The 23,593-nt window shown below is 63.9% G+C and carries 26 protein-coding genes and 3 pseudogenes; 12 read left to right on the top strand and 17 right to left on the bottom strand.

Going from position 1 to position 23,593, the window contains the following annotated elements:
- Positions 1 to 45 precede the first annotated feature (45 nt).
- The 10 genes from ACYVF6_RS36290 to ACYVF6_RS36245 form a co-directional block, all read right to left on the bottom strand.
- Positions 46 to 852 (bottom strand): replication-relaxation family protein, encoded by an 807-nt coding sequence (locus ACYVF6_RS36290; protein WP_460528199.1) that lies wholly within the window; start codon positions 850 to 852, stop codon positions 46 to 48.
- Positions 853 to 997: 145 nt separating this feature from the next.
- Positions 998 to 3,208, bottom strand: coding sequence for a type IV secretory system conjugative DNA transfer family protein (locus ACYVF6_RS36285; protein ID WP_460528197.1), 2,211 nt, complete (start codon positions 3,206 to 3,208; stop codon positions 998 to 1,000).
- On the bottom strand, positions 3,209 to 3,451 hold the full coding sequence (locus ACYVF6_RS36280; RefSeq protein ID WP_460528195.1) for a hypothetical protein: 243 nt from the start codon (positions 3,449 to 3,451) through the stop codon (positions 3,209 to 3,211). It abuts the gene before it with no gap.
- Complete coding sequence (locus ACYVF6_RS36275) at positions 3,438 to 3,986, bottom strand: methyltransferase-A70 family protein (protein ID WP_460528193.1); 549 nt, start codon at positions 3,984 to 3,986, stop codon at positions 3,438 to 3,440. Before ACYVF6_RS36275 ends, ACYVF6_RS36280 begins: the two co-directional genes overlap by 14 nt.
- Positions 3,987 to 4,079: 93 nt before the next feature.
- Positions 4,080 to 4,715 (bottom strand): hypothetical protein, encoded by a 636-nt coding sequence (locus ACYVF6_RS36270; protein WP_460528191.1) that lies wholly within the window; start codon positions 4,713 to 4,715, stop codon positions 4,080 to 4,082.
- Positions 4,716 to 4,913 carry a hypothetical protein gene (locus ACYVF6_RS36265; RefSeq protein WP_460528189.1) on the bottom strand — a complete coding sequence of 66 codons (198 nt, stop codon included), beginning with the start codon at positions 4,911 to 4,913 and terminating at the stop codon, positions 4,716 to 4,718.
- 87 nt (positions 4,914 to 5,000) lie between these two features.
- Positions 5,001 to 5,150 (bottom strand): hypothetical protein, encoded by a 150-nt coding sequence (locus tag ACYVF6_RS36260; RefSeq protein ID WP_460528187.1) that lies wholly within the window; start codon positions 5,148 to 5,150, stop codon positions 5,001 to 5,003.
- A 316-nt stretch (positions 5,151 to 5,466) separates the two neighbouring features.
- A complete protein-coding gene (locus ACYVF6_RS36255) occupies positions 5,467 to 5,718 on the bottom strand; it encodes a hypothetical protein (protein WP_460528185.1) in 252 nt (83 codons plus the stop codon).
- A gap of 14 nt (positions 5,719 to 5,732) precedes the next feature.
- Positions 5,733 to 6,008: a hypothetical protein gene (locus ACYVF6_RS36250; RefSeq protein WP_460528183.1), complete on the bottom strand. Its 276-nt coding sequence runs from the start codon at positions 6,006 to 6,008 to the stop codon at positions 5,733 to 5,735.
- Positions 6,009 to 6,035: 27 nt separating this feature from the next.
- Complete coding sequence (locus ACYVF6_RS36245) at positions 6,036 to 6,866, bottom strand: hypothetical protein (protein ID WP_460528181.1); 831 nt, start codon at positions 6,864 to 6,866, stop codon at positions 6,036 to 6,038.
- Between the two features lie 43 nt (positions 6,867 to 6,909).
- Between ACYVF6_RS36245 and ACYVF6_RS36240 the strand changes: the two genes are divergently transcribed.
- Positions 6,910 to 7,455 carry an esterase/lipase family protein gene (locus ACYVF6_RS36240; RefSeq protein WP_460528179.1) on the top strand — a complete coding sequence of 182 codons (546 nt, stop codon included), beginning with the start codon at positions 6,910 to 6,912 and terminating at the stop codon, positions 7,453 to 7,455.
- A gap of 277 nt (positions 7,456 to 7,732) precedes the next feature.
- Here ACYVF6_RS36240 and ACYVF6_RS36235 read toward each other — a convergent pair whose 3' ends face one another.
- Positions 7,733 to 8,110 (bottom strand): hypothetical protein, encoded by a 378-nt coding sequence (locus ACYVF6_RS36235; RefSeq protein WP_460528177.1) that lies wholly within the window; start codon positions 8,108 to 8,110, stop codon positions 7,733 to 7,735.
- A gap of 126 nt (positions 8,111 to 8,236) precedes the next feature.
- On the opposite strand from ACYVF6_RS36235, the pseudogene ACYVF6_RS36230 reads away from it, so the two are divergent.
- The 3 genes and pseudogenes from ACYVF6_RS36230 to ACYVF6_RS36220 all read left to right on the top strand — a co-directional run.
- Positions 8,237 to 9,646, top strand: a pseudogene (locus ACYVF6_RS36230) (NB-ARC domain-containing protein); the annotation flags it as partial.
- Positions 9,647 to 10,281: 635 nt separating this feature from the next.
- Positions 10,282 to 10,638, top strand: a pseudogene (locus tag ACYVF6_RS36225) (tetratricopeptide repeat protein); the annotation flags it as partial.
- A 3-nt stretch (positions 10,639 to 10,641) separates the two neighbouring features.
- Complete coding sequence (locus ACYVF6_RS36220; protein ID WP_460528175.1) at positions 10,642 to 11,217, top strand: tetratricopeptide repeat protein; 576 nt, start codon at positions 10,642 to 10,644, stop codon at positions 11,215 to 11,217.
- Between the two features lie 157 nt (positions 11,218 to 11,374).
- On the opposite strand, the gene ACYVF6_RS36215 is transcribed toward ACYVF6_RS36220, so the two are convergent.
- A complete protein-coding gene (locus tag ACYVF6_RS36215; RefSeq protein ID WP_460528173.1) occupies positions 11,375 to 12,340 on the bottom strand; it encodes a hypothetical protein in 966 nt (321 codons plus the stop codon).
- Between the two features lie 207 nt (positions 12,341 to 12,547).
- Complete coding sequence (locus ACYVF6_RS36210) at positions 12,548 to 13,723, bottom strand: hypothetical protein (protein ID WP_460528171.1); 1,176 nt, start codon at positions 13,721 to 13,723, stop codon at positions 12,548 to 12,550.
- A 184-nt stretch (positions 13,724 to 13,907) separates the two neighbouring features.
- Between ACYVF6_RS36210 and ACYVF6_RS36205 the strand changes: the two genes are divergently transcribed.
- The 5 genes from ACYVF6_RS36205 (at position 13,908) to ACYVF6_RS36185 (ending at position 17,962) form a co-directional block, all read left to right on the top strand.
- Positions 13,908 to 14,159 carry a helix-turn-helix domain-containing protein gene (locus tag ACYVF6_RS36205; protein ID WP_460528169.1) on the top strand — a complete coding sequence of 84 codons (252 nt, stop codon included), beginning with the start codon at positions 13,908 to 13,910 and terminating at the stop codon, positions 14,157 to 14,159.
- Between the two features lie 141 nt (positions 14,160 to 14,300).
- Positions 14,301 to 15,275: a restriction endonuclease gene (locus ACYVF6_RS36200; RefSeq protein ID WP_460528167.1), complete on the top strand. Its 975-nt coding sequence runs from the start codon at positions 14,301 to 14,303 to the stop codon at positions 15,273 to 15,275.
- A 94-nt stretch (positions 15,276 to 15,369) separates the two neighbouring features.
- A complete protein-coding gene (locus ACYVF6_RS36195; protein ID WP_460528165.1) occupies positions 15,370 to 16,860 on the top strand; it encodes an HNH endonuclease signature motif containing protein in 1,491 nt (496 codons plus the stop codon).
- The gene (locus ACYVF6_RS36190; RefSeq protein ID WP_460528163.1) at positions 16,853 to 17,278 is read left to right on the top strand and encodes an SMI1/KNR4 family protein; all 426 of its coding nucleotides are present in this window, start codon (positions 16,853 to 16,855) and stop codon (positions 17,276 to 17,278) included. Before ACYVF6_RS36195 ends, ACYVF6_RS36190 begins: the two co-directional genes overlap by 8 nt.
- A 120-nt stretch (positions 17,279 to 17,398) precedes the next feature.
- Positions 17,399 to 17,962 carry a hypothetical protein gene (locus ACYVF6_RS36185; protein ID WP_460528161.1) on the top strand — a complete coding sequence of 188 codons (564 nt, stop codon included), beginning with the start codon at positions 17,399 to 17,401 and terminating at the stop codon, positions 17,960 to 17,962.
- Positions 17,963 to 17,990: 28 nt separating this feature from the next.
- Here ACYVF6_RS36185 and ACYVF6_RS36180 read toward each other — a convergent pair whose 3' ends face one another.
- Together ACYVF6_RS36180 and ACYVF6_RS36175 are read right to left on the bottom strand one after the other, a co-directional pair.
- Positions 17,991 to 18,257 carry a hypothetical protein gene (locus ACYVF6_RS36180; protein ID WP_460528159.1) on the bottom strand — a complete coding sequence of 89 codons (267 nt, stop codon included), beginning with the start codon at positions 18,255 to 18,257 and terminating at the stop codon, positions 17,991 to 17,993.
- Positions 18,258 to 18,333: 76 nt separating this feature from the next.
- Positions 18,334 to 18,957: a hypothetical protein gene (locus tag ACYVF6_RS36175; RefSeq protein WP_460528157.1), complete on the bottom strand. Its 624-nt coding sequence runs from the start codon at positions 18,955 to 18,957 to the stop codon at positions 18,334 to 18,336.
- Positions 18,958 to 19,299: 342 nt separating this feature from the next.
- On the opposite strand from ACYVF6_RS36175, the gene ACYVF6_RS36170 reads away from it, so the two are divergent.
- From ACYVF6_RS36170 to ACYVF6_RS36160, 3 genes are all read left to right on the top strand, one after another.
- Positions 19,300 to 20,223 (top strand): hypothetical protein, encoded by a 924-nt coding sequence (locus tag ACYVF6_RS36170; protein WP_460528155.1) that lies wholly within the window; start codon positions 19,300 to 19,302, stop codon positions 20,221 to 20,223.
- Between the two features lie 142 nt (positions 20,224 to 20,365).
- Positions 20,366 to 20,968 carry a hypothetical protein gene (locus ACYVF6_RS36165; RefSeq protein WP_460528153.1) on the top strand — a complete coding sequence of 201 codons (603 nt, stop codon included), beginning with the start codon at positions 20,366 to 20,368 and terminating at the stop codon, positions 20,966 to 20,968.
- A gap of 98 nt (positions 20,969 to 21,066) precedes the next feature.
- Complete coding sequence (locus ACYVF6_RS36160; RefSeq protein WP_460528151.1) at positions 21,067 to 21,972, top strand: aminoglycoside phosphotransferase/kinase family protein; 906 nt, start codon at positions 21,067 to 21,069, stop codon at positions 21,970 to 21,972.
- Positions 21,973 to 21,980: 8 nt separating this feature from the next.
- Here ACYVF6_RS36160 and ACYVF6_RS36155 read toward each other — a convergent pair whose 3' ends face one another.
- Both ACYVF6_RS36155 and ACYVF6_RS36150 read right to left on the bottom strand, forming a co-directional pair.
- Positions 21,981 to 23,153 (bottom strand): hypothetical protein, encoded by a 1,173-nt coding sequence (locus ACYVF6_RS36155; RefSeq protein ID WP_460528695.1) that lies wholly within the window; start codon positions 23,151 to 23,153, stop codon positions 21,981 to 21,983.
- A 36-nt stretch (positions 23,154 to 23,189) separates the two neighbouring features.
- Positions 23,190 to 23,369: pseudogene (locus tag ACYVF6_RS36150) on the bottom strand (helix-turn-helix transcriptional regulator); the annotation flags it as partial.
- Between the last annotated feature and the right edge of the window lie 224 nt (positions 23,370 to 23,593).

Here is a 23,593-nt window from a genome sequence, read left to right as displayed (position 1 = left end):
ATGAGTAGTATTCACAACGCCCTCCACGGTGCTGCCTTGACAGGCCTATTCATCAGGCGCTCGCAGTTCACGCAGCAGGAAGTCCGCCGCTTGTTCGTGCCGCACAACCGCAAAGAGGTGTGCAGCAGGATCAGGAAGTCTGCGAAGTACCCGCTCGACCGCCGCGAGTCGCGGCTCAGTGGGCACCGTCACTACAACGCGGGGGATGACGCCGCGCGGCCCCGTCTGGCCGCGGTACACGAAGTCCAGGTAGGTGGAGAACTTGGCGTGGAGCGTGCTGAGCGCCTCGGTCGCGAGGTCCACCTCACACCAGTAGTGATCGGTCGCGTCGACGGTGGAGAGCGCGATGTAGGCATCCGGCTTGAGCCACACCCGGTCGATGCCGCTGGGCCACCAGGAGGCCGGCTCGCTGTCGAACTCGTCCAAGCTCACGAGCGGCTCGGTGCGGACGCGTTCGCCGAGACCGACGAAGACCTCTGACGTGGCAAGCGTGTGGCGGATGAACTTGGCGCCTGGGACGCCCGGCCGTCGGATCCGACCAGACTCGTCGCGAAGGTTGCCACGCAGGCGCAGCAGCCGAACGCCCGCCGAGTCCAGGGCATAGACCAAACGGCCGGATCCGCGTGCACCCGTACCAACGCGCTCAGGCAATGGCACGATGGCGCGCGCCTCGACCAGTCGCCCCAGGATCCGCGATCGGACGACGGCGCGACTCCTGCCGTCCAACTCGTGGAAGTGCGCTCGCTCGAGCTGAGCGCCGGTGGCGAGCTTGAGCCGGTTGAGCGTGTCGAGGATGTGCCAGTCGCGTTCCGATAGCCGCTCGGCCAGCTCGATGACCCGTTCCTCGCGCACTCGATGGGCTGGATGCCTGCTCATACCGAGCCCTCCTGTAGGGCTCGGTCTTTCACTGGCGTTAGCTGGCGAGGAAGGCGGGATGACCTGGGACAACACAGGATGAGGTCTGCGAGCAGGTCAACAGGGAGTTCAACACTGCTCGTCATCCCGCGCCTCCTCCGCTGCTGCGTCCGAAGCGGCCCTTGGTTCTGCTCACCTCCACGCGTGCTCGCAGGCCAGCCTCGATCTCGGCGCGGGGCATCCCGAAGCGCTGTCGGCTTTGTTCGGCCAGATCCTGGGCGTCGCGGACGGGCTCGGGGAGCGGCAGCGTCCTGCCGGTGGCGACTGACGCCGTGGCGCCGTTGACGCAGGGTTTCAGTGCGACCTCGTAGGTGGGCAGGTTCGTCAGGTCGTCGGCGGAGAGCGGCGCGAACATCGGCGCCAACGTGCGCGCGTCGGATGGGCTGAGCTGGAAACTCACGTGTGTCCTGACCGTGGTCCGGACGGCTGCCTGCACCGCTCGCGGCAGTTGGTCGATGTACTGGTGCGCCAGGTGCAGGCCGACGCCGAACGAGCGGCTCTGCGCCAGCATGTCGCTCAGGTCCAGCGGCAGGCGCACGACGTCCTGGAACTCATCGAGGAAGACCATGTACGGATGGCGCCGCTCGGCCGGGATGCGCGCTCGGCGCAAGGTCGCTTGCCACATGGAGGCCACAAGCAACGCGCCGAGGAGCTGGGCCGAGTCCTGCCCGATGGCGTCTTTCCGCAGGCTGACCAGCAGGCAGCGACGCTGGGCGAAAAGGTCGTCGAAGTTGATGCCCTCAGACTGACCGAGGATCAGCCGGAGGCTGGAGCGCAAGGTGAAGGCACCGAGCTTGTTGAGGAGTGGCGCGACGATGGTCGTCTTCTCGGCGTCGGAACGGTTCTCGAACGATGCCCAGGCTCGGCGCACCTGCTCCGGCATCGTCGGCTGGGCCAGCACCTGGCGGCGAAAGCTGTCGTGCTCCAGCAGCACGGGCAGATCGGCCAGCGTGAACGCCGAACCATCCGTGGCGCGGGCGTGCACCAGCGCCAGTAATCCGGCTCGCAGGTACTGGTCTGATCTTGGTCCCCAACTGTCCGCCCAGAGGCTGCGCAGGATGTGGGTCACGTTGTCGACGGCCAGCTCGCGCGACTGCTCGTCGTTGTTGGCACGGAGAAGGTTGAAGCCGACGACATGATCCTTGGTAGCCGCGGCATCCAGGACGATGACTCGATCCTTGTCCTCCTCCGGCAGTCTGCTGAGGATCGACTCATTTAGATCCGCTTTCGGATCGACGACCAGTACGCCCCGCTTCTCCGTAATGTCGGATATCGCCATTGAGGCGATGAGCGTCGACTTGCCAACGCCGGTCGGGCCGATGAGGAGGCTGTGTCGGGTGCGATCCTCGGCCGTCAGCGTCAGCTTGCGTTTCTCCATGCCCGGGAAGGTGCTCTCGGCGACGATCACGCCTCTGGTGGACATGCCGTCCGGTGGCGGCAGTTGGCGGCTGGCCGAGAGGCTCAGGCCCGGCACGTAGCTGCCGCCGAGGCAGAGACCGGCAAACGCTGGTGCCTCAAGGGCGTTGAGGCGCATCGGCCAGACCGTCAGCGGTATGGCCCTCTTGTAGACGCGAGTCGCCACCATCGACCAAGGAAGTGTGCGACGCACGACCGATGCGCCGGGCGCATCCATCACGCGGAGCGCGTCGACCACGCGGCTGAGCAGGTTGCTCGCCCGGGCGGCGCTGGGAGCACTGGCCGCGACGCGCATCACCGCGTCGAAGGCCGGTGCGGCGTTCTTCTTGCGCAGGCTGGCCGCCAGTTCGGCGGGGTCGTTTTGCCGAGGACGGAGCGCTCGTGTCCCGGACAGCAGGAGCTGCAGGCGCACGACCTCGCCGCGCGCGAAGGGATGCAGCCCTGAGAACAAGGCAGTCACGGCCGTCTCGGCCCGGTCGTGGGCCAAGGGCTTCAGCAGGCTGGAGAGGCGTAGCTCGACGGCAGCGCGGATGCGCGGGCGGCTGGACAGGTAGTCCGGCGCCTCCTCGATACGGCTGCCGGGCAGGGCCGTGCGCAGCTGCGCCGTGACGGTGCTGGCCCGCGGCAAGGCCATCAGCACGTAGAAGCCGATCTCCTTGTGCGTGGCGACGATCTCCACCGCGACCGGGCTCCACCGGCTGACCGGTGCCAGCATGCCCAACCAGGCGGTGACGGTGGCTGCGTCCAAGCCCTTCGGGGGATGGAGCCGGTAGGCGACCAGTTGCCGGCGCCAGAGCAGCGCCTGCGCGTAGCGAGCAGCGAGCAGGCTGCCCAGCAGGCCGAGGCCAACGACGAGGGCGACGAGTGTGCTCCCCATCTACGACGCCTCCGTCTGGTCATCGTCGCTGGCTGGGTTCGACGCTGCCTCCTGGTCGGCTTGCTCCTGCACCAGGCGCTTGACGTAGAGCAGCAGAATCTGTACGGCTAGGTCGACGTCGAGCGTCTCGCGCTGCTTGCCGATGACGATGATCTTCTTGTCTTTGGCCATAGACCTCCCCTTGGCTTCATTGGGTTGCTGGCCGGCCGATCCGGCCGACCGGTGATCGTCAGAGCTCGACATCGCTGTCAACCTCCATGCCCCAGCTGTTCCAGCCAGCCCGTTTGGCGCGGGCGAAGAGCTCCAGATACGGGCCCGGCGAGCAGCGCTCGATCACGGCGTACTGCTCTTGGGGTTTCGTGCTGTGTTCCTGCTGCGGAGCGTAGAGCCACGTCCCCTGTCCACGGAACTGGATCGGTGCCGAGCCGCGCGTGCCGAGCAAGACGTGTTCGGTCTGATTGCGGAGGTAGGGGCCGAGGCCCAGCCGCGGCTTGATCCAGGTCAGGATCGAGCGGTACTGGTAGCCCCACGCCTCCAGTACCTCGCGTCCGGCATCGATGGTGCCGTTTGTTACCCAGACCCAGGCGTGGCTGTCGTCGGCCATGACCGAGCGCACCGGCAACGCCTTGATCTCGTCCAGGCTCATCAGCGGGTAGTGCCGGATCGCGCCCTTGTTGCCGCGCTGGTTGATGTCCCACGGCGGATCGGCGAGCAGGGTGCGGTACCGCTTCCCGGCGAGCTGATCCGTCCGGGCTTGGTGTGCATGCTTGTCTGTCAATAGGCGCCTCCTTCGGTTCGGTTGTCTCTCAGCCCGGCATTGTGCGGTGTCGTGTGAGGACGCACTAGCCGTCAAAACCACAACAGGCAGGCCTCATCCCTGGTCCTGACGGACGGCGCGGAGCAGCTCGCCAGCCGTGGCGTTGGAGACCTTCAAGGCCGCCCGCAGCTTGTCCCGGCTGATCGAGCGGCCGGTCGCCAGGCGGTGCTCGGCGTCCAACTTCCGAGCCAGGTTCAGCAGCTCGGACGAGGGTTCGGTCCTGTCGTCCGGGACGAGATCGGACGACGGGACGGCTGCGTCCGGCGAGCCTGCGTGCAGGAGCGCCAGTAGCCGCGGGCCGACCTCGCCCCAGCCGATGAGCAGCAGCGGTGCCACGGCGTCGAACGCCGCGCGGCCGTACGCGCCGACCAAGATGGGCTCGGCGGTGTTCAACGCCAGGGTGACGACGCCGCAGAACACCAGCAGCAGCCGAGGCGCACGCAGTTGACCGGTCGCGCCGTTGGCGCGCAAGTACTGCAGCGCGGCCAGCAGCGCGAGCACGGACAGGTCCACGGCCGGGGCGACCAGCGGAGCCACCCATCCGGTGACGTGCAGTCGGAGCCCCAGGGCCCAGGCGTTGCCGAAGCCGAAGACGAAGGACAAGCCGGCGATCACGAATGCTGCAGCCGTGACACCGCGGCGGATGACGACGGCGATCCGGCCGACGTAGACCGGCTGCACCTCCGGCACCTACCGCCTCCGGTACCAGAGGTAGCCGCCGCCGAGCACGATGACGGCGACGATGAAGCCGGGTAAGAGCGGCGTGAGCCAGCAGATCAGCAGCTCCACCAACCACCTGAGCAGCGCCAGGCCGATGAAGCACGCTGGGATGAACAGCAGCGCCGCGATCGCGCGTCGTATGAAACCTCGGCCGTGATTATCGAACACATGAATCCTCCTCGCGCATGGCGAAGGCCGCCAGGCTGTGGTTGCCTGACGGCCTTCACTGGTGGGCGGGCCATGGTCAGGCCCTAGCTAGTCGTCCTTCGGGACGAACGTCTTGATGGCGTAGTTGCAGTTGCCGTTCGCGCAGCTGTACCAGACGGTGGTTCCCTTGGGCTCCCACTTCTCGTCGCTGACGAACAGGTAGTACCCGCACTGCGGGCACTTGCCGCCTTTTGCCACTGATCACCTTCCCTTTCGGTTGATCGCCGTGGGGGATCGGAGCTGGGGAGGCCGCTGCCCGACCGGGCAGCGGCCCTCCTTCGGCTACCGTGCTAGGTCGCGCGTTTGCTTCGCCCGCCTGGCGGCTCGCCAGAAGTCCTGAAGCTGCTGCTCCCTGCGTAGTCGCTTCTCCAGATCGCGAGTTTCGCGCTCCTGGCAGGCCAGCTGGCCGTTCTCTCGCCGTTTGCCGACGAACTTCTTGCGTTGTTGTCGTGGCACATCGTGGCTCCTCGGTTGCTGTGGTGTGAGATGTTGAGGACGGAGCGAGGTACGCCGGCTAGCGGCGCTCCTCCCACTCGCCTTGGATGACCGGCGGGTAGTACGAGCCGTCCTCCGGTCGGATGGTGTTCTGTTGCCGACGCATCGCCTCGGACAGGATCGCCATCTGCGCTTGTTGGGCGATGGCCAGAATCTCGGCCTCGGCTTGACGCTGGCGGTGTTCCAGTTCTCGTCGCTCGCGGTCGTCAGCGATCCCTTCCGCCAAGGTCCAGGCAGCGCAGAAGATCAGCCCGACGACCAGGAGCGTCATGAAGACGGCCATGGCTACCGGCCCATGTCGATGACGACGTTCATGATGGCCGCCGTCGACGCCGTGTCGATCATGGCGAACTTCTCGGCGCCGTCCGGCACGATGCGCTCGGCCTGGTTGCGGGTCTGCGTGACGGCCGCGCCGGCCATCATGGCGAAATCGGCGACTTGGGCGATGGCTCTGATCCGGGCCATTCCCTTGTCTCGCTGGCGCTCGATGGCAGCCAAGTCCCGGCTGTGTTGGCGCTCGGCTGGGCTGGCGAACCATTGAGAGAGTTCGGTTCCTGACATACGTTCTCCTTTCGTTGAGGACGTGCTCTACAACTCCGCGAACGCGGTGCCGCGGAAGGCCGAGAGAAACTGTCGGCGCAGGTGGGCCGTGACCTCAGCCGGGCTGAGCTCATCGGCAGCTGCCTGCCCACCGAGCAGTTCACTGATCGAGCCGCAGACGCCGACGCGCAAGGTGATCGTGTACGGGCGAGGTGCGAAGCCATGGCTTCGGAGCACCAGTGAGCGCAGCAGCTTTATCTGCGAGAAGTCGTCGAAGCGGAACAGCGCTATCGAAGTGCTGTCGCGCTTCGAGGGCTCCACCATCTTGATGATCGAGCCGACGCCGCGTTGCCACCGCCTGCGCGTCGCGTCAGCGACGCGGCCAACCGGGTAGACGGTCACGATGTGGCCATCGCTGAGTAGGCCGCTGGCGCGGGTGAGTGTGTTCTGGTTGAGCGCGGACAACTCGTCGAGCTGGAGCAGCCGTGTTCGTTCGATGAGGCGCCAGCCCAGGTCGCTGTTGAGGATGTTGGCCCTGTCGCGCGCCAACGTCCTCGGCACGACGTGCAACACCATGTCGGTCTCTGGGCTCAGGAACGCCATGATCTTGGCGTTCCTCGAGAACGGCTTGGCCAGCCAGTACGCGTCGTGGCGTCCGAGCTGGCCGAGCACTGCAAGCAGGGGCGCGAATTCCATGCCCAAGCGGTGATCACCGACCAGCAGGGCGCCCCTGCTCGGGTTGTTAAGGTCTCGCAGGTCGCCCTCAACACGGACGGCGACGCCGGCGCGCCGGAACGCCTCGGCAACCGCGAGGGGCGCGCTACCGGTCAGCTCGCTCGTGGCACGGGCCTGCTGGAGATAGTTCGCCAGACGGTACAATCGTCCGCTTTTGCCTTAATAGTTGACATGTTGAGGCTCAGGCATGACTAGACCTCACCTTCTGTTCATCCCGGGTCTTGGTGATCGGGTATGGCTGTATCGGCTCGTCACGCCGCTGTGGCGGCGGCTGGGGTACGAGCCGCATATCTTCCGATTTGGCTGGGCAGGTCGGGCTGACGAGCTCGGCGCCCGACAGCGGGCGCTGTTGGCCTACGTCGACGCCATCGGCGCGGACGGTCTGTACGTGGTCGGCGCGAGTGCCGGCGGCACCGCAGCCGTCAACCTGCTCAGTGCGCGGTCGACGATCCGCAACGTCGTGACCGTGGCCTCGCCGCTCCGGCCGAAGGATCGCCCGACGGTGCCACTCCTGGCGGCGTCGATCGACCAGGCGCATGCGTTCCTAGGCGCTGCCGGCCCGCAGGTGCGAGGCAAGATCGTCTCTGTGTACGGCCTGCGTGATTGGCGCGTGCCGGTGCCCAAGAGCCGCCGTCGTGGCCTGCGCTGCGAGCAGCTGCCGACGATTGGGCACAACGCGACGATCTTCCTCGCACTCAGTGTCTTCGCTGGCCGGCTGCGGGGGCTTCTCTGATTGAGGACTGAAGAGCCCCGCAGTCGTGTGAGCGCTGTTGAGGTTTCAAGGTTCTGATCGTCGCTGGCGGGACCGTCACGTCGCGCTGGGCTCGATACGGCGAAACGTAGAGCCGCCGTCGGCGATATGCGAGAAACATCCCGAAAGTGACCCGAGCGTGTCCCGAAGACACTGCACAGGGCCACTTCGGGACAGGTTGGGGGCTGATGAGATCCAGGTATGGAGAAGCCCGCCCCTCCTGGTTCGGAGAGACGGGCGGTCGGACGGCTAGGCAGGCCTAGAACTCCAGACCTGCCACCGCTTTGCGGTAGACATGCACGTCCAGGAAGGTGTCTCCCTGATCGTGCAGGTCCAGTAGCCGGGTGACGGTGCGGAGCTCTGTCGGTGGGCTGCCGCTGCCGTTGCCGTGGAAGTTGATGATGCTCGGATCCTTGTCGTAGGCGTCGATGATGATCAGGATCGCCTGCAAGTACGCTTCGTAGCTGCCGCAGGTGATCCGCGCGCCCTCGTCGGCGAATAGCCAAGCCCCGATGTACTCCAGCAGGCTGTTCGGCCGGCCGCTGCCCTCCATCCAGCCAGACGGCGGAAACCGGTCCTGGCAAAACATCGTGAAGCTCAGCACGATGTCGTTCGTGAACGTGCTCGACCAACTCATGGCACCCCTCTTTAGTTGAACCGTCAACCACCCTTCACTTATCGCACATTGTGCTACTGAGTGCAACGCTCAGTAGTTGCCGTGAGTCGGTACGATTCCTTCACTGCAAGACCCGAAGGGGTGGGCATGGCGTCTAGGAAGCTGTCGCCAGGCGGCACAGAGCTGAGCAACTTGCACTACCTGGCAGCAGAGAAGGGCCTCAGTGATGAAGCCCTGGGCAAGTGCGACCGCCTGGCGTCTCACATACTGCATGAATTGCGCATTTCTGGTCAGCCCTCCACAGGCCAGCTGATAACGGTACTCAAGCGTGTCTTGGTCGGGACTGTCGAAACCAACCGAGCGCGGGCCATGGAACAGTTTGAAGCCGAGCAGGCCACCCTCATGCGCAACTTCAGTCACGCCGCTTCGTTCGTGAAGGTTGCTGCGGCCGGCGAACTGCTGACCATAAGCGATCCGGCTTGCTTGCAGCAGCTACGCTCCTGGCACAAGATCACCGAAGACGCTTGGCAGGAGCAGCTGGAAAAGGACGATGCGCATGACGGCACCAAGAGACGCCTCGAGTCCAATGCCGCGCTCTGGTTCCGAAGCATCAGCTACAACGTCGGCAAACGCAATCAGGATGCACTTCTTGAGGCGTTGCTGAGTGGCATCTCCAGTTACGTAGCCAAGCCTGCTGTCAAATCCCGGTTAACCAAGTACCTCCTCGATCCCTCAGTAACCGACGAGCAGGTGGAAGCCGTTGAGTCTCACCGAGATGTGCTAGCTGGGCTCACCCCGCGGAACCTACCGCCAAACGTTCCCGACTTCGTTGGGCGACGTGTCGAGCTTCAAGGGCTGGACGGCATCCTCGCAAGCCCGAGCCCAGCCCCGCGGATAGCCGCCATTACAGGACCGCCGGGTGTTGGCAAGACCGGGTTGGCGCTGTACTGGGCTCATCAAATGCGCGACCAGTTCCCTGACGGAGACCTCTACATCGACCTGCGCGGCTACAGCGCCGGCGAGCCGGTCGCCCCTGCCGAGGCATTCGCCAGGCTGCTGCGGCAGTTAGGCGTCGGTGACGCCGATATCCCCGCCGACGAAGAGGATCGGGCAGCGCTCTATCGCACTCAACTTCACGGACGGCGAATGCTGGTCCTTCTCGACAACGCCCACGATTCCCAGCACGTCCGAAATCTCATTCCTGGAAGTGTCGCGTGCACAGTTCTGGTGACCAGCAGGGATGACCTGTCAGGCCTTGTCGCGGCGAGAGGCGCACACCATCGCCGTCTGTGGCTCCTTGACATGGAGCACGCCATTGACCTCCTTCGGAGTGCGATCGACGACGAACGGGTCGACGCCGATCCTGAAGCACTGCGCAAGCTGGCGGCGCGATGCGCCCGTCTTCCGCTGGCGCTGCGCGTAACGGCAGCTACCGCAAAGGTCCGCCGCAACGTTCCGCTCAATGCCCTCGCGGCCGATTTGGAAGACGAGCAACAACGTCTGCAGGTGATGTCACCGGCCAAGAACCCCGAGATGGCGGTTCGCAGTGTCTTCTCGTGGTCGTACAAGTACCTTGAGCCGAGGGTGGCACTTACATTTCGCCTCACCGGCTTCCATCCTGGACCAAATATTGACAAGTACGCAACCGCGGCGCTCGTCGGCAGCGACGAGGCGGTGGCGCGTCGGCAAATGGAAGCGCTTGTCGGTGTATCCCTATTCGAGGAGATGCGCGCGCACCGTTATACAACGCACGATCTCTTGTCTGCCTACGCGCGTGAGCAGGCAAGGGACGAGGACGACTCTGCCGAGGTTCAGCAAGCTCTCACTCGACTCGTCGACTACTACAAGTACGTCGCCTTGGAGTGCGTAAATCTCGTAGCACCTCAGTACATGAAACGTCGCCCAACTCTACCAACCTTTGGCGGCGCCTTACCCGTGATCGACAGCCCTGAACTCGCACACAATTGGCTGAAAGACGAGTCCGAAAACCTTACAGCCATCATCGAGCTCGCCAAGCGTGATGGCTTCGCCGAAGCGGTGATCGATCTTTCGGCCACCCTGTACGGATACTACGATAATACCGCGTTGTATTGGCAGGGATATGAGCTTCACAGCGACGCCGCAGCACTGGCTCATGCTCGGGAGGAGGTTGCTGGCGAGGCCGGCGCACTCATGAGACTGGGGTTGCATGCATTCGACTTGGAAAGCACTCCGAGGCAGAAGCCGCACTTTCACAGGCCGCCGAACTGTTTACTGGTATTCAAGACGATGAGGGAGCAATATGGTCTTATGGAAATCTCGGACTGCTTTATGGAGCAACAGGCCAGTTCGATAAAGCAGCCGAGTGTGCCGAGCAGGTGCTTGTGCGGGCGCGGGAGCGCGGCGACCGCCCAACGGAACTACGGGCTCTCCTCAACCTCGGGAACACTTACGCCTTCAGGGGAATGCATCGCGAAGCCCTTCGCTGGTTCAAGGAGTCTCTGGCCGTCTGTCGCGACGTGGGGGATCGTCGAGGGGAAGGCAGGGCTCTCAGCAATGTAGGCTCCATGTATATGCGCATGGAGATGTACTCGGAGGCGTTGGAGTACCTGGAGCAGGCGTACTCGATTCTCGTGGACGAGAAAGATGAGGAGGGTATCACTAATGCGCTCGGAACCAAGGCCGTTGTATATCTAAAGACAGGACGCGAGCAAGAGGCCCTCGAAATGTTCCAGAATGTTCTTAACCGGCAGACCCGGGCCAACCGGAGAGCGCACGAGGCTTCAACCCACAATAACATCGCTATCGCTTTGCGCCTGCTCGGCAGGCAAGAGGAATCAACCAGATACCACGAAGAGGCGGTCAACGACGCATCCACGTACCCGGAACTGGATGCCGAGTTTAGAATCGATTACGGGGACAGCCTGAGGAGCTGGGGTCGCTTCGATGAGGCACGCGAAAACTACGACACGGCGGAGCAAATAGCTGCTCAGATCCAAGCCGTGTATCACCGCGCGCGTGCGCTTGAAGGACTCGGATACGTGGCATACCACGCAGGCGACAAGTCGGCTGCACAGAATAATTTTGCGGAGGCCGACCAGCTGTACCGGTCATGTGGAGTGCCGGTACATCCACGCCCAGACGGATGAGCCGAGTTCGTCGATCGCGCCCGCCGGTCGTTGTCGGACCGTCAGACCGAATTGCAGTCATCGCTCGTAACCAACTCCCCTAAGCCGCTACCGCGCACGGCGACAACGAAGTCCTACTCGGGTGCCAGCACCTTGAATCACATGAGGGGTGATATCGCTATCCAGGAAGTCGCTGCCGATCTTTGGCCCAGAGGTTTTTGATGCTCTGAATAGGATCGGGTTGTTTGTCGTAATCGGAGAACCGGTCAGCGTATTGGATGAACCGGAGGTTCACACGTCCGAGGTGACCGTTGGTGCCGTCGAGGTCGACCACGCAGTACGGCCGCTCCTTGTCGCAATGGCACCATACCCGGCTGACCTCCACGGGGAGTCCGAGGTTCGGTAGGGCGAGGGCGCGGGCGTATTCGCCGTGGTCGATCCGCTCGCCGAGGTCGTGCTCCATCTCGATACACCAGGTGGTGCCGCGGGTCGCGGCGTTGGCCCAGGCGGTAGTCCTGACGTGACGTCCGACCGCGATGATCAGGCGAGTTCGGCGCAGTAGCCCACTCCCAAGCCAGGCCGAGCCTTCGTACGGCTTCTCGTATCGCTGGTCGAACTCCGCCTCGTAATCGACAAAGGTGTCGGTGCTGACCGGCCAGTAGGCTTCAAGCCCCATCTCGGCCACCGAGGCCTCGTACTCCTTGGCTGCCTGGTGCCACACCCAGGGCTCGAAGCCGGCGAGCAGCACTGAAGTAGTCGTCCCGGCGCGGTAGAGCTCGATGCTGCGTTCATCGACTTGCCGGAACCGCAGCCCCGGGACTCCGTAGACGTCGTGTCCTTCAGCTGAGGCGGGAAGCAGGGCCTGAACGGCTTGGCTGACCATGGCATCGCTCTCCAACTCAATGAGGAGCGAGTCGGTTCGAGGGCGTACTCGTCGGATCCCGAAGGGATAGATCGTCAGGAGCTTTGGCCAAGCTAGCTTTTCGAAGATGAGCGACTCAAACTGGGCCTGGTCGGCTCTGGTCGACGGGATGATCGGGGCGCCTTGTCCGAGCTGACTGGCTTCCTGGCGGGCCATCATGTAGGTCTCGCCGGTGTAAATGGTCCGGTTACGGGCGATGCGGGCCAGCAGGTCACGTGCCATGAGCAGTCCTTCCATGCGCCGCCGACCTCAACGCATCAGGAAAGCTTCCAATGGGTGTTTGCCCGCCACGTGCGTATGCCGGGACGAGCTGAGCTCCTTCTACCAGCGAACAACCACAGGTCGGGTGGCGTCCTACGGTACGGCTCCCCGGAGCCGACGGGACGACCTAACCATCACCTGCGTCGATAGCACAAGGCGACGTGCCGACTACAGCTCGTTCGAAGCGAGTTTCTTCCCTCTTGCTCTTGCCATCTCCTCCTCCAGCACCCACACGAACGCCACACCCGACCGCGGAAACACCCAGCCGTCGACGCCGATCGAGACCGATGACGAGGGTTTCGGACTCGGCAGCTCCTGTACGCGTGAGAGCCGTTCGCTGGCGATGAAGTCGAGTGCGTTGACCCGCCGGATACCGCAGCCTTGGTGGCTGAACTGCACCTTGAAGTTCCTGCTGGGCTTGGGTACCTCGAGATAGAGCAGATGACCGTGCCGTTGTACCAGCACGCGGTAGGTGAACGACACAGTCACCTGCCCCTGGTCGAGTTCGTCGCCAAGCGGCACGCTGTACAGCTGCGCACCCTTGCGTCGGCTGCGGTGTATCGGCCGCTCGCGGCCGTTGACGGTCGACTGGACGACTTCGAAGACTTCTTTCGAGGTGACGTCCAGGCCAGCCGAGGCGTCGAAGTGCCAGGTGCCTGTCATGGCCGGGTCCTGGATCAGCTCGCGGTACTGCTCGGGATCGGAGACGCACGCGAAGCGGAGCGTCGGGTTGGCCGGCGTGGTGCGGTACTCCCAGCGGATGGTGGCGACAAGCATGGAGCCCGGTCCTGAGGTCGGTCCGCCGTTCCAGGGTGTCAGCATGACCGAGACATCGACGTCTCGCCACCGCTCCGGCGAGTGGATGACCTGATTGCGGGTGTCGACGTAGAGCTCGGCGGCGAGTTCCTGGTCGCCGAGCCGCAATCCAAGGGCGTTGGCAGTGATCCGATCCAGTGTCTCGACCGAGGCGACGTTACGGAGCTTCGCCGGCTCGAACGCGAAGCTGTTGAGCACGGCGTCGCGGATCGCTGGCGCCTCCTGGCGTACAGCCTCACGAACGCGCTCCGCGGCCCGTTGCTCACCGTGCTTGCGATCGACGTATTCGAAGAAGATGGCCAGCAGGCCCGTGGAGAAGAGCGTTGTACCGAGCTCGCCGACGGGGAGCCACCGTACCCAGCCTGAGAGCGCTGCAACGTCCAGCCACTGCGCCAGGATTAGCAAGCCAACGCCACCAACGACCGACACGACGGCGATGAGCTGCAGCTTGGACTGGTAGAGCTGGTCAAGCAGGCTGGGCATAATTACTGAACTGACTATACCAGAAATTCGCCAGCATTTGAACACGAAACGTGAGCATCCCCCGGCCCACTCATCCAGGGGATGCCCATCTTCGCCAGGGGCTACTGGTCAGCAGGTGCCGCCTCCGCCGCCGTTGCGGATCATGGTCCACCTCCTTTGGGTCAGCCATGGCCGCCACCACAGTATCCGATTTTGGGATATTGCAAGCCAGGCGGTCGGCTTGGCGTCGATGGAAAAGTCGATCTACTCCGCCGAGTACCGCAGGCTCTGCGAGCTACTGCGCGAGCTGCGGGGCGAGGCCGGCTTGACCCAGGTGCAGGTCGCTCAGCGACTCGAGGTGCCGCAGTCCTTCGTCAGCAAGTACGAGTCCGGCGAGCGGCGGCTGGATGTGATCGAACTGTGGCACGTTACCCAGGCTCTTGGCGTGCCGATCCGGATCGTGCTGGAGCGGTTCGACCCAGGCTGGGTCTTCGGTAGCTAGGGGCGCTTCTATGGCCTCGTCCTCAACATCGCTCGCGGAGCCCTCACGCTCAAACGATATAGTTCTCCGTTGTGGTTCATAGGTGGTGCGAGCCGCACTGGGGATCTTGACGGCGGCGCCGACCCGGTGGGAGTGACGATATTGAACGATTCTGAGAATTTGCGTCGCTGGCTGGATGAGCTCTATGAGGACGAGGCCGATGACCTAGGTCTGGATGACCGTCGAATGGTCTGGTACTTTCCTGACGATCAAGTTCGCGAGGAGTATCTCAAGTCCGCTCAGGACCGATCGGACGCAGAGGTTCAAATGGTGCTCCAGCATCTGCTTCTCCCATCCTGTAGTCTGGCCAAAGACGACCTTCTGTACGAGCTTTATCTGGACTTGCGTGACAGTCGAAAACGTAAGGACAAGGCGCACCTTGCACGGCTGTCTGAGGACATTCACTTCCAACGTGTAGTTCGATACCACGAGCACGCGAACGCTGACCTTCCTTGGCAAGGTATCCAATGGGTGCAGAGACTATTGCCACATCGTCCGCATACTGCGTTGCAGGCTCTGGAGACCTATCTCCTAGCGCACATGTGGAACCTTACGGACAATATGGTCCACGCGATTCAAGATGCTGAGATGGTCATACAGGCGCGCTATATCGGTGTACCTGAGTCGTCGGAGAGTCGGCGGAGGCTGCTGCTGAGCCTTTCGCCACAGGCGCTTGAATGTATGGTCGCCCACCTCTATAAGGAGATGGGTTATGAGGTCGAAGTCACCCCCAGGTCGCACGACGGTGGTCGAGACGTCGTAGCACGCTTCTCAGCTGTTGGCCGGAAAGAACACCTACTCATCGAGTGCAAGCGAATGAGTTCTCGCGTTGGCGTCCGGATAGTTCGGGCGCTTGCCGGCGTAATTTCAAACGAACGTGCCAACAGAGGCGTGCTCGTTGCAACATCAGGTTTTACACGAGATGCCACACGTGAGGCTGATCGGAACGGTCGTATCGAGCTCATCGGCGGATCAGAGTTGGTCGTTCTCATCAACGAGTACCTCGGCGCATCATGGCCAGTTCGCCTGGAGTACTTGACCAGACCGCCCGTCAAGCTGATGACTGTGGAGGGCTGAAGGCTGTGCCTCAAGGTGCCGAGGAATGTCGCTCGTCGGGACGCCAGGCGCCGCGTAGCTGGTCATGGGACAACTGTTCGTGTAATCATCTTCTGTGCCGATCGACCGGGGATCCGGCGGCAGCGATCATCCGCCCGACGACGATGCGCAGCGTCCTCGTGACAATCGTCCGCTCGACTTCACCAGACCGGCCTATCGCCCACTGCCGTACAGACTCCCAGAGCCGAGGGAACTGTACGACGAGCTTTTCGGTGAGTCGGAGGACTCCTCGGGTGCCGGTGACCAACCGGCGGAGGCCGACGAAGCGACGGAGAAACCGTCAGTCGGCAGGCACGCCGACCACGCCGACGATCCAGAGGCGGCCAGGCCGGAGAAGCCTGCGTCTTCCGTAGATCTCCCACCTCACCAGCTGGCCGAGCAACAGCGCACCCAGGACCTCCCGGACAGCCAACCAGACCACATCCTGCCTGCGGCTCGCGAGGATCGATCGACTACGACCGCGGCCAAGCCGATCGAAGCACCCGACCAGCGCGAGCAGGACCGTCCCGCAGAAGTCACCGAGCCGCAGGACCTTGGGAAGGGCATCCGTAGCTGGTGGGAGGTCGATCCAGCTGAGCCCGAAGACAACGCCCCGGACAGGCCCACGAGCCCATACGCCGGGTCCAGAGAACACCATCCAGACCAGCCAGCCGAACCTGGCGAGATCGCCCAACAGGCGCCCACGGCCGCGACGAACCTCGGTCAGTCACAGCCCTCCACGCGCATCGAGCAACCAGAGCCATCGCAACTCGACCGCCCGCAGACGCTGGACGAGCGTAAAGCTGCCTACTGGGCCGAGCGCGGTGGCGAGACGCGGCACTTCCCCGGCTGGAGCGGCCCAGCTGACAGCAGCTCCGAGTCACAGGACTCGGATCAGCCGTCCGAACCGCGGGTGTCGTTCGTTTGGGGCAAGGTTGTCTACCACGACCGGGATGACGCATCGTCCGAGGCTCGCAGCGAGGACGCGGAGTCTTCGTCTGAGGAGCGACCGGACGCGGCGGCGCCGGCGGAGGGCGCGGATACTCGAGCCGAAGTCACCGGTGGTTGGGACCGCAGCGAGAACCCGTACTCGCCGCTCGGCGGCACGCGGGCGGCGTTCAACCCCGAGCACACGCCGGAGGAGCGCCAGGCGGCCAGTGCCGAGGGCGTGGCGCGCACCACGGACGTACTTGGCAGGAAGCCAATTAACGCCAGCTACGCGGGCCGGGTCTTCTACGACAGCTGGACCGACGAGCTCAAGGCGGCGTACCCGGATGGCGTGCAGTTCTCCTACGAGGCGTTCCCGGAGTTCGCCCGCTACGCCACCGCCATCGTGCAGCTGGACGAGGGCTTCGGGCCGACCCGGAAGGCCGACGAACGGCGCGCCCGGCGGGCTTGGCACGACCAGACCGGCGAGGTCCTTGATGAGGCCGGGTACACCTGGCACCATCACGAGGACGGCCGGACCCTGCTGCTGGTGCCGACCGACGTACACGACGCCACCCGCCACCATGGTGGGTGGGCCATTAGCCAGCGACTTGGAACCAGAAGGACGGACGATGCTTGAGGTCAGGGCCTGGGGGCCAGTCTCGGAAGAACAGCTGGTCGAGGCCGAGCAGAAGCTCGGCGTCCGGCTGCCCGAGCCCTACCGCTCGTGGCTGGGGCGTACCGGCGGCGGTCACCCGGACAAGCTCTACGAGATCGAGTCCGTCGACGGCACGGTCAAGACGTTCGTCGGTCTGGACGGCACCTACAACATCACCGACCAGTACCACGGCTTCGACGAGCTGCTGCCCCGCGACCTGATCCGCATCGCCCACGGCAGCGGCGGCACCGTTGCCTTGAAGGTCAAGGGTGAGGACGTCGGCTCGGTGTGGTGGTCCGACCATGACCAGGCCGACCTGCTCGGAGCTGAGGCGCCGTCGTACGAGTACGTGACCAAGCTGGCGGATGACTTCGAGGCCTTTCTGGGGATGTTCGACTGAGCGCAACATCTGATCAGCATTGGAATCGCTGTTCATGCAGGTCCTTGGCCCTGCCGACTCGTGACGTTCCGCCCGGCGGGTCGAGCCACCAGGGCGGAAGCGCCGGGCTACGTTGCCGCTATGGATTGGCTTGGAATGACAGGCGCGGTGACTGGGGTCATCGGCGCCGTGAGTGGTCTGACTGCCGTCTTCATCGCGATTCCAGCAACCAAAGCTGCCCGCCGTTCAGCCGACGAGGCAGCCGCGACTGCTCAGCTCGAACGCGATCAACGGCATGACGATCTGCGTCCTACTCCTCCTGCGGAGATCAAAGGGGATGTGGAAACGAACTCTGAGGACGGTGGGGGTCGCAGCGCCCTGATGGGCTCAGTCGTTCTGCCTCGCGACTTCCGGGTGCGGGCAACGGCGATCATGGGCCCCAACGCGTCCGCACCGATCGGCATGCCGTTGGTCATCCGCGCCAACCAGCCTCAGTCCTTCGAGATCGAACACTGGCCGGACGACAAGACGCACCCTACGGTCAAGGAGATCAGGTTTCGCTTCTGGTCGCCCGTCGAGGGTGATGGTGTCGAGCCGTGGTCCTGCCAGTGCGGGCGACCGAGCGACGATGGCGAATCGGCTCCTGGTCACTGGGAGTGGACAGTGCCTGTCTCCTACTACGACGTAAGGGCAAGTATCTGGTAGGTGGACTACGCGTTTGCCGCAAGCCGAGCTACACCGGCTTACACCGTCCGCATTCCGCCACGTTGATTGCTCCGACCACCTGTTGTGCCCAGACGCGGAGGTCAACGATGCGTGCAGCACAGGTCTTGCCGTACTCACCGACGTACTCCTGATCACGCTCGAAGCACGAGCACGTGGCGCGATGCAAGATCAGGTAGATCTTGGTTGGCCGGCGGTAGTGGTTCAGTAGGTAGCCGTCCGGATGACCCTCACGCCAGGTGTTGAACTCTTCAGTGGTCGAAGGTGTGTAGACCATGGCAACTCCGAACCGAACCGGCACTTCGTTTGGGTACGTGTCGCCGATCGTCGTGATCGGTTACACCGACCGTTTGTTATGCCTGGCTGCGCGCCACCGCGGCGTCTAGCGCCTCGCGTGCGGTCTGACTTGATCGATCGACGTCGATCACGCCCAAGCAGAAGGCGATCACGGCGTCCGCGAACAGGCTCGCGCCTTCCCAACGGGTCGGCTGGTAGTCCTCCGGCTGGATGCGATAACGGAAGAGGAAGCCGTCCAGTAGCGCCTGGAGACAGAGCCCGAGGCGCTCAGACGTCCAGCTAGGTCGGAGTGCGAGCCCTAGGCTTGCCAGGAGCATGGTGTAGCCGTCGAACCATGCCCTGGTCCCACGAATGGTCGGGAGCACTTCTGACCTGGCCTCCGGGTGATGCTCAAGCAGCGGCCCGATGTGAACCAGGAGGTAGCTGCGAGGGTCGTGAAACAAGCGGTCGAGGTGGGCATCCGCTACGTCGATAATCCCGGCTGACAGCGTGCTCGCCTGTGGCAGTTGCACGAGCTGACTTGGCTCCAGGACGGGATCGGCTGCTTTGTCCCGAAAGAGCAGTGAATACACCACGGCATCGTTAACGAAGACGTCTTTGTGTGGCCAGCGATTCGTAAACGCCTTCCGGCTAAGGCCGGGTGTACCGCTCTCCTCGGCCAGTCGGATGACGTCATCCACGCGGAGCCATTCCAGCGTGGCCGGGAAGCCAAGCGAGCGCAGGCGAGGTGGTCTGGGCCTGCCGGCTGGCGCAAGCGAAGCATCGATGAGCTCAGCGGCCAGGGTCAGGAACCGCTGTGCCGTTACATCGCTACGGGAGGGGGTTGGTCGTGGAGACATGTTGGCCGTCCGCGTCGTCGATCAAGCTACTCCCACTATGCCGTAGGGATGTTTGATTGTCTCCCTACACACGACTACGCGACGTAACCACCGTGGCCATGAGTCGACTTGTCGAGCATGACGGAAGGCCGCGAGACGGCCTGAACACCGTCCGCTCATGCGGCGTCGGCTGGGGAGGGTGCTATGAATCTGGAAAAGCTTCTTGATAGACCTGCACTGAAGAACCTACGCAACCTTGTTGCGACGATTCGTGCCGCTAGTGCCGTTCTATTCGCGTTGAGTGCGACTGGCGTCCTCGGCTCTTTCACCTTCCTGCGACACCTGATCGGTTCAGGCGTCGCTCTGACGGTCGGGATAATCCTCGGGGTGTGGGGCCTTACGATGATGAGTTTCTGGTATTACGTAGAGCACATCTATGACCCGACCTTCTATGAGATTCTCGAACTCGACGGCCTTCTCATCGTGGAACCGGTGGGTGACCATCACCGCTACACATACATCAGAAAGCAAAAGGTGCGGTCCACTCGCCGCGGTCTTCGGCTCATCGAGTTCAGGGCACATTGGACTGGCCGAGGGAGTCGCGGCACTGTGCGGGTCGAATCTCTAATGGGCGATCATGTCCTTCTCGATGGGCAACGCGCGGAAGAGGAGGGATACGTACACCGGTGGATATACGCCCATCGTCCGCTGGGCAAACGGCGAGAAATCACGGTCGGGGTACGGCAGACGCATGAAGATGACGTCGAGGTTCAACACCCATACTTCCGGGAAAGCGGCGGACGCTACAAGACTCACAAGATCACTACCACTGTACGGTTCCCGCGTGACGAAGACCCTCAATCGCTAGGTTTCGTCGAAGGCATGATCTGGAACGGCAACGCTCCGCCTCGCCATGATCGTGTGGCAGGCAGCCTCGTGCATGTGCGAACTGTGAACAGCGAAACCAACACCGTGGATTACACCGTGACGGAGTGTCGGCCCAAGCCGTACCACTCGTATGGGATAGCGTGGACCTGGCCGTCGCGGTACTATCTGTCTCAAAACGGACAAACCGCGTACAATGAAAGTAGCAGTAAGCAGGAGGAGGCAAGCATGGGTGGCGCATAACATTCTCAGGTCCGAGCATCCAAAACCCCTGCGCTGGCGTAGGGGTTTTGTGTACGAACTTGACGTCTGAAGATCAGTGCATTCGCGCCGAACCTGTAGACTTCGACTGCGGCGCCAGCCTCGGCGGAGGTAGAACTGGTGAATGGACTGGACGACTCTCCTCCCCACAGCTCTGGGTGGCATACTGGCACTCGCTGGCGGAGCGATGACGCAGATAATCAGCCTGCGCTCGGAGCGGCGTAAGCGTGTGCATCAGCGGAGCGATGACGCAGCCAAGGCAATCTTGGATCGATGTACCGATCTCCTGGTAGGCATCCGCCGCTCCTACATCATGGACGCACAGGGAGAGGGATACGCCGACGGGATGTTTGAGGGTTACCTTGAAGACGAGTATCAGCGGGACTTCGTAACCATTAGCGCCAATGCAGCACTCATTGACGACAGCGGGGTCCGCCAACTTCTTACAGATCTTGTCGAGGCCGTATCAGTTGGTGGGATGGAGGCAGCCGAACGTCTCCTGGGCCATGGCCAGACAGTTGCCGGTGCGTACTTGCGCGGCAAAAGCCTTCGCGAACTAGAGCCGGACCTTCGCAAGCGTATCGATGAAGATCTAGCTTCGGCGAAGCGAGCGCGAGACCAGTTGCTCCATCCCGCATCCGCTCAGCCGTTACAAGTACCAAGTCTGAAACCCGTTTCAGGCGATCCGTCGTCCGCTATTCCGCCAGCCGGCGCCGCTGACCTTTGAAGGCTACGACCCTCGCCGGTGAGATCGGTGGCCGGAACTTCGCTCGCCGAACCCCGGTACCGTTGCAGCCATGTGCTCCGTGACCTGGACAGTTCCGCATGTCTGATCAGCCCGCCGACCGTCAGCTGACCGCCGACTCGGCCGTCGCCGCGCTTCGGGAGATCTGCAAAGGCCTGAGCCTTGACGCCGAGGGTACCGAGCTGCTGGGCCCGGTGGGCGACAACGCCGTCTTTCGGCTGCCGGCGCACCGCTTGGTCGCGCGGCTGACCTTGGCCGGACGGCTGCAGCGCCTGCGCCGGGAAGTGAGCATTGCTCACTGGCTGGCTGCGCTGGAGTTTCCCGCGGTACGCGTGGCCGGCGACGTTGACGAGCTGGTCGTCCACGACGGCCTGGCGGCGAGCTTCTGGGAATGGATTCCAGACCTGGCGCAGTCGTCGGCGGCGGAGATCGGCGAGCTGCTCCAGCAGCTTCACCAGTTGCCGCCGCCACCGGCTGGGCTGCTCGCCCCGCACGATCCGTTCGCTGGCCAGCGCGAGCACATCGAGGCCGCGGATGTGTCCGAGGACGACCGGGCTTTCCTTCGTGCTCGCTTGTCCGAGCTGGAGGATGCCTACCCGCACCTGCCGTACAACTGGCCGCTTGGCGTCGTGCACGGTGACGCGCACCGCAAGAACGTCGTCCGCGCCGGCGACGGCCGCTTGCTCCTGCTCGACCTGGAGCGTTTCGGGCTCGGCCATCGCGAGTGGGACATCGTGGTGCCCGCGGTCTACCACCGCGTCGGCTGGTACAGCCGTGACGAGTACGACGCTTTCACGCAGGCGTACGGCTACGACATCACCGAGTGGGACGGCTTCGCGACGCTGGTCGCCATCCGCGAGCTGCGCATGACCACCTGGCTGGCGGCCCGCACCGGCCGCGAGCCGCGTCTGTTGCCGGAAGCGCGGAAGCGGATCGCCTCGCTGCGCGACGACACCGCGCCACGCGACTGGACGCCCGGCGAGTAGCTGACCAGCTAAGACTCGTCGGCTGCGAACGTGGCGACCTGCCGCTCACGGAAGTTGCCGGCCGCCGTGCTGTCGGCGTAGCGGTCGAGCTTGGTGTTGAACGTATCCAGGTAGGCCCGCACCCGGCTGGACTTCAGCCTGGCAACACTCGACAGGCCGCCCTCCGCCAGCGCGCAGGCTTGGTCGACGTCGCGATCGCCCGGTCGGCGTGGACTGAGCTGGGCGGCTGCCACTGCCAGCCGACAGAACGTTTGACTACGCGGGTACTGATCGCCGGACTCGGCCAACGCCAGCGCGGCGTAGCGTGACGCCTCCTGGGGCTCGCCAAGCGCGGCGAAGCAGTGCGCCAGCTCGTTGTGGAACTCGGCCACGTTGAAGTAGTTGATCCAGTCCGGGTCGTGGTGCTCGGCATCGGTCTCGCCGAAGGCCCGGTCCATCTCCTGCAGTGCCCGATAGCAGCCTGGGCGGTCGCCGAGGCTGGCCAGCGCCCGAGCCTCCATCGCGCAATACATAGCCCGGATGCGCGGCGTGGCTTGCCGGTAGCCGCCGAGCTTGGCTGCTCGAGCGAAGTCCACGGCATCGCCGTACTCGCCGAGGAAGTTGGCCTGGTGGCTCATCAGGGCGAGCACCTTACCGCCGAGCGCCCGATCGTCCGAGGCGTGGGCCAGGCTGAGCGCCTGGACGAAGTACTGCCGGGCCAAGCCGTGCTGCCCGATGTCGTACGCCATGGCGCCGGTCTTGTACGTCGCCTCAGTGGCGACGGCGAATAGCCGGCGACCGGTCGCAGCGGTATAGCTGCCCTCCAGTAACGGGATGATCGAGCTGTGCAGATACTGCACCGCGGCCTTTCGAGCATACCCGCCGCCGTAGTCGTGGTCCAGCTTCTCGAACAGCCGCACCGTGGCGTGAACCGCCTCCACGTCGCCGGTACCGACCCGGAGCGTTCCCTGACGCTGCGGCGATGTGCCGGGTGGCGTGACCAGCCAGCGCGTCACGGGGCGAAGCAACTCGGCCGCCGGAATGAGGTCGGGCATCACCGAGCCTTGGAGGTCCCCGGCCCACAACTGCCGAGTCCCGCCCACCACGATGTCCAGCTCGGTGCTGAAGGTCAGACCGTCTTGCAGCGACGGCAGAACTGATCCGATCGACGGCAACTCGTGAACGACGGATAGTGCACCCATCGAGGTTGGGCGCTCCTGCAAGAGGTCGTTGAGTTCACGCAGCTGAGCCCGCAACGCGCGGGCAAGCTTGGGACGGACATGAGGTGACGGATCGGTCTCGCCGGACTCCCAACGCTTGACGGTCGAGACGGCAACGTCTAAGGCCTCGGCGAGCCCTTCTTGGGTCAGGCCGACCGCCTTGCGCCTTTCGGCAAGTTTCCGCCGTTTCGAGGGCATTCTTCCCGTTCCGGTCCGAAACCGTCGTGGTCAGGATAACCGTAAGGCATTTGCCCAGGTCAGGGGGCGCCATGCGCCCTTCTTGCGCCCTTTCCGGGCGGATTCTGATCTGGGCTAGTGCCCACCCCCGCCGATTGGCTGGTTCTGGGCGTTGCCGGGATGACCGGCCGCTCCCTCCAGGTCACGGCGGCTGGGGATGGTCGCCCTGTAACCCCAGCCGCCGT

Source organism: Flindersiella endophytica, assembly GCF_054779015.1.
This window is presented reverse-complemented; position numbering and strand designations above follow the sequence as displayed.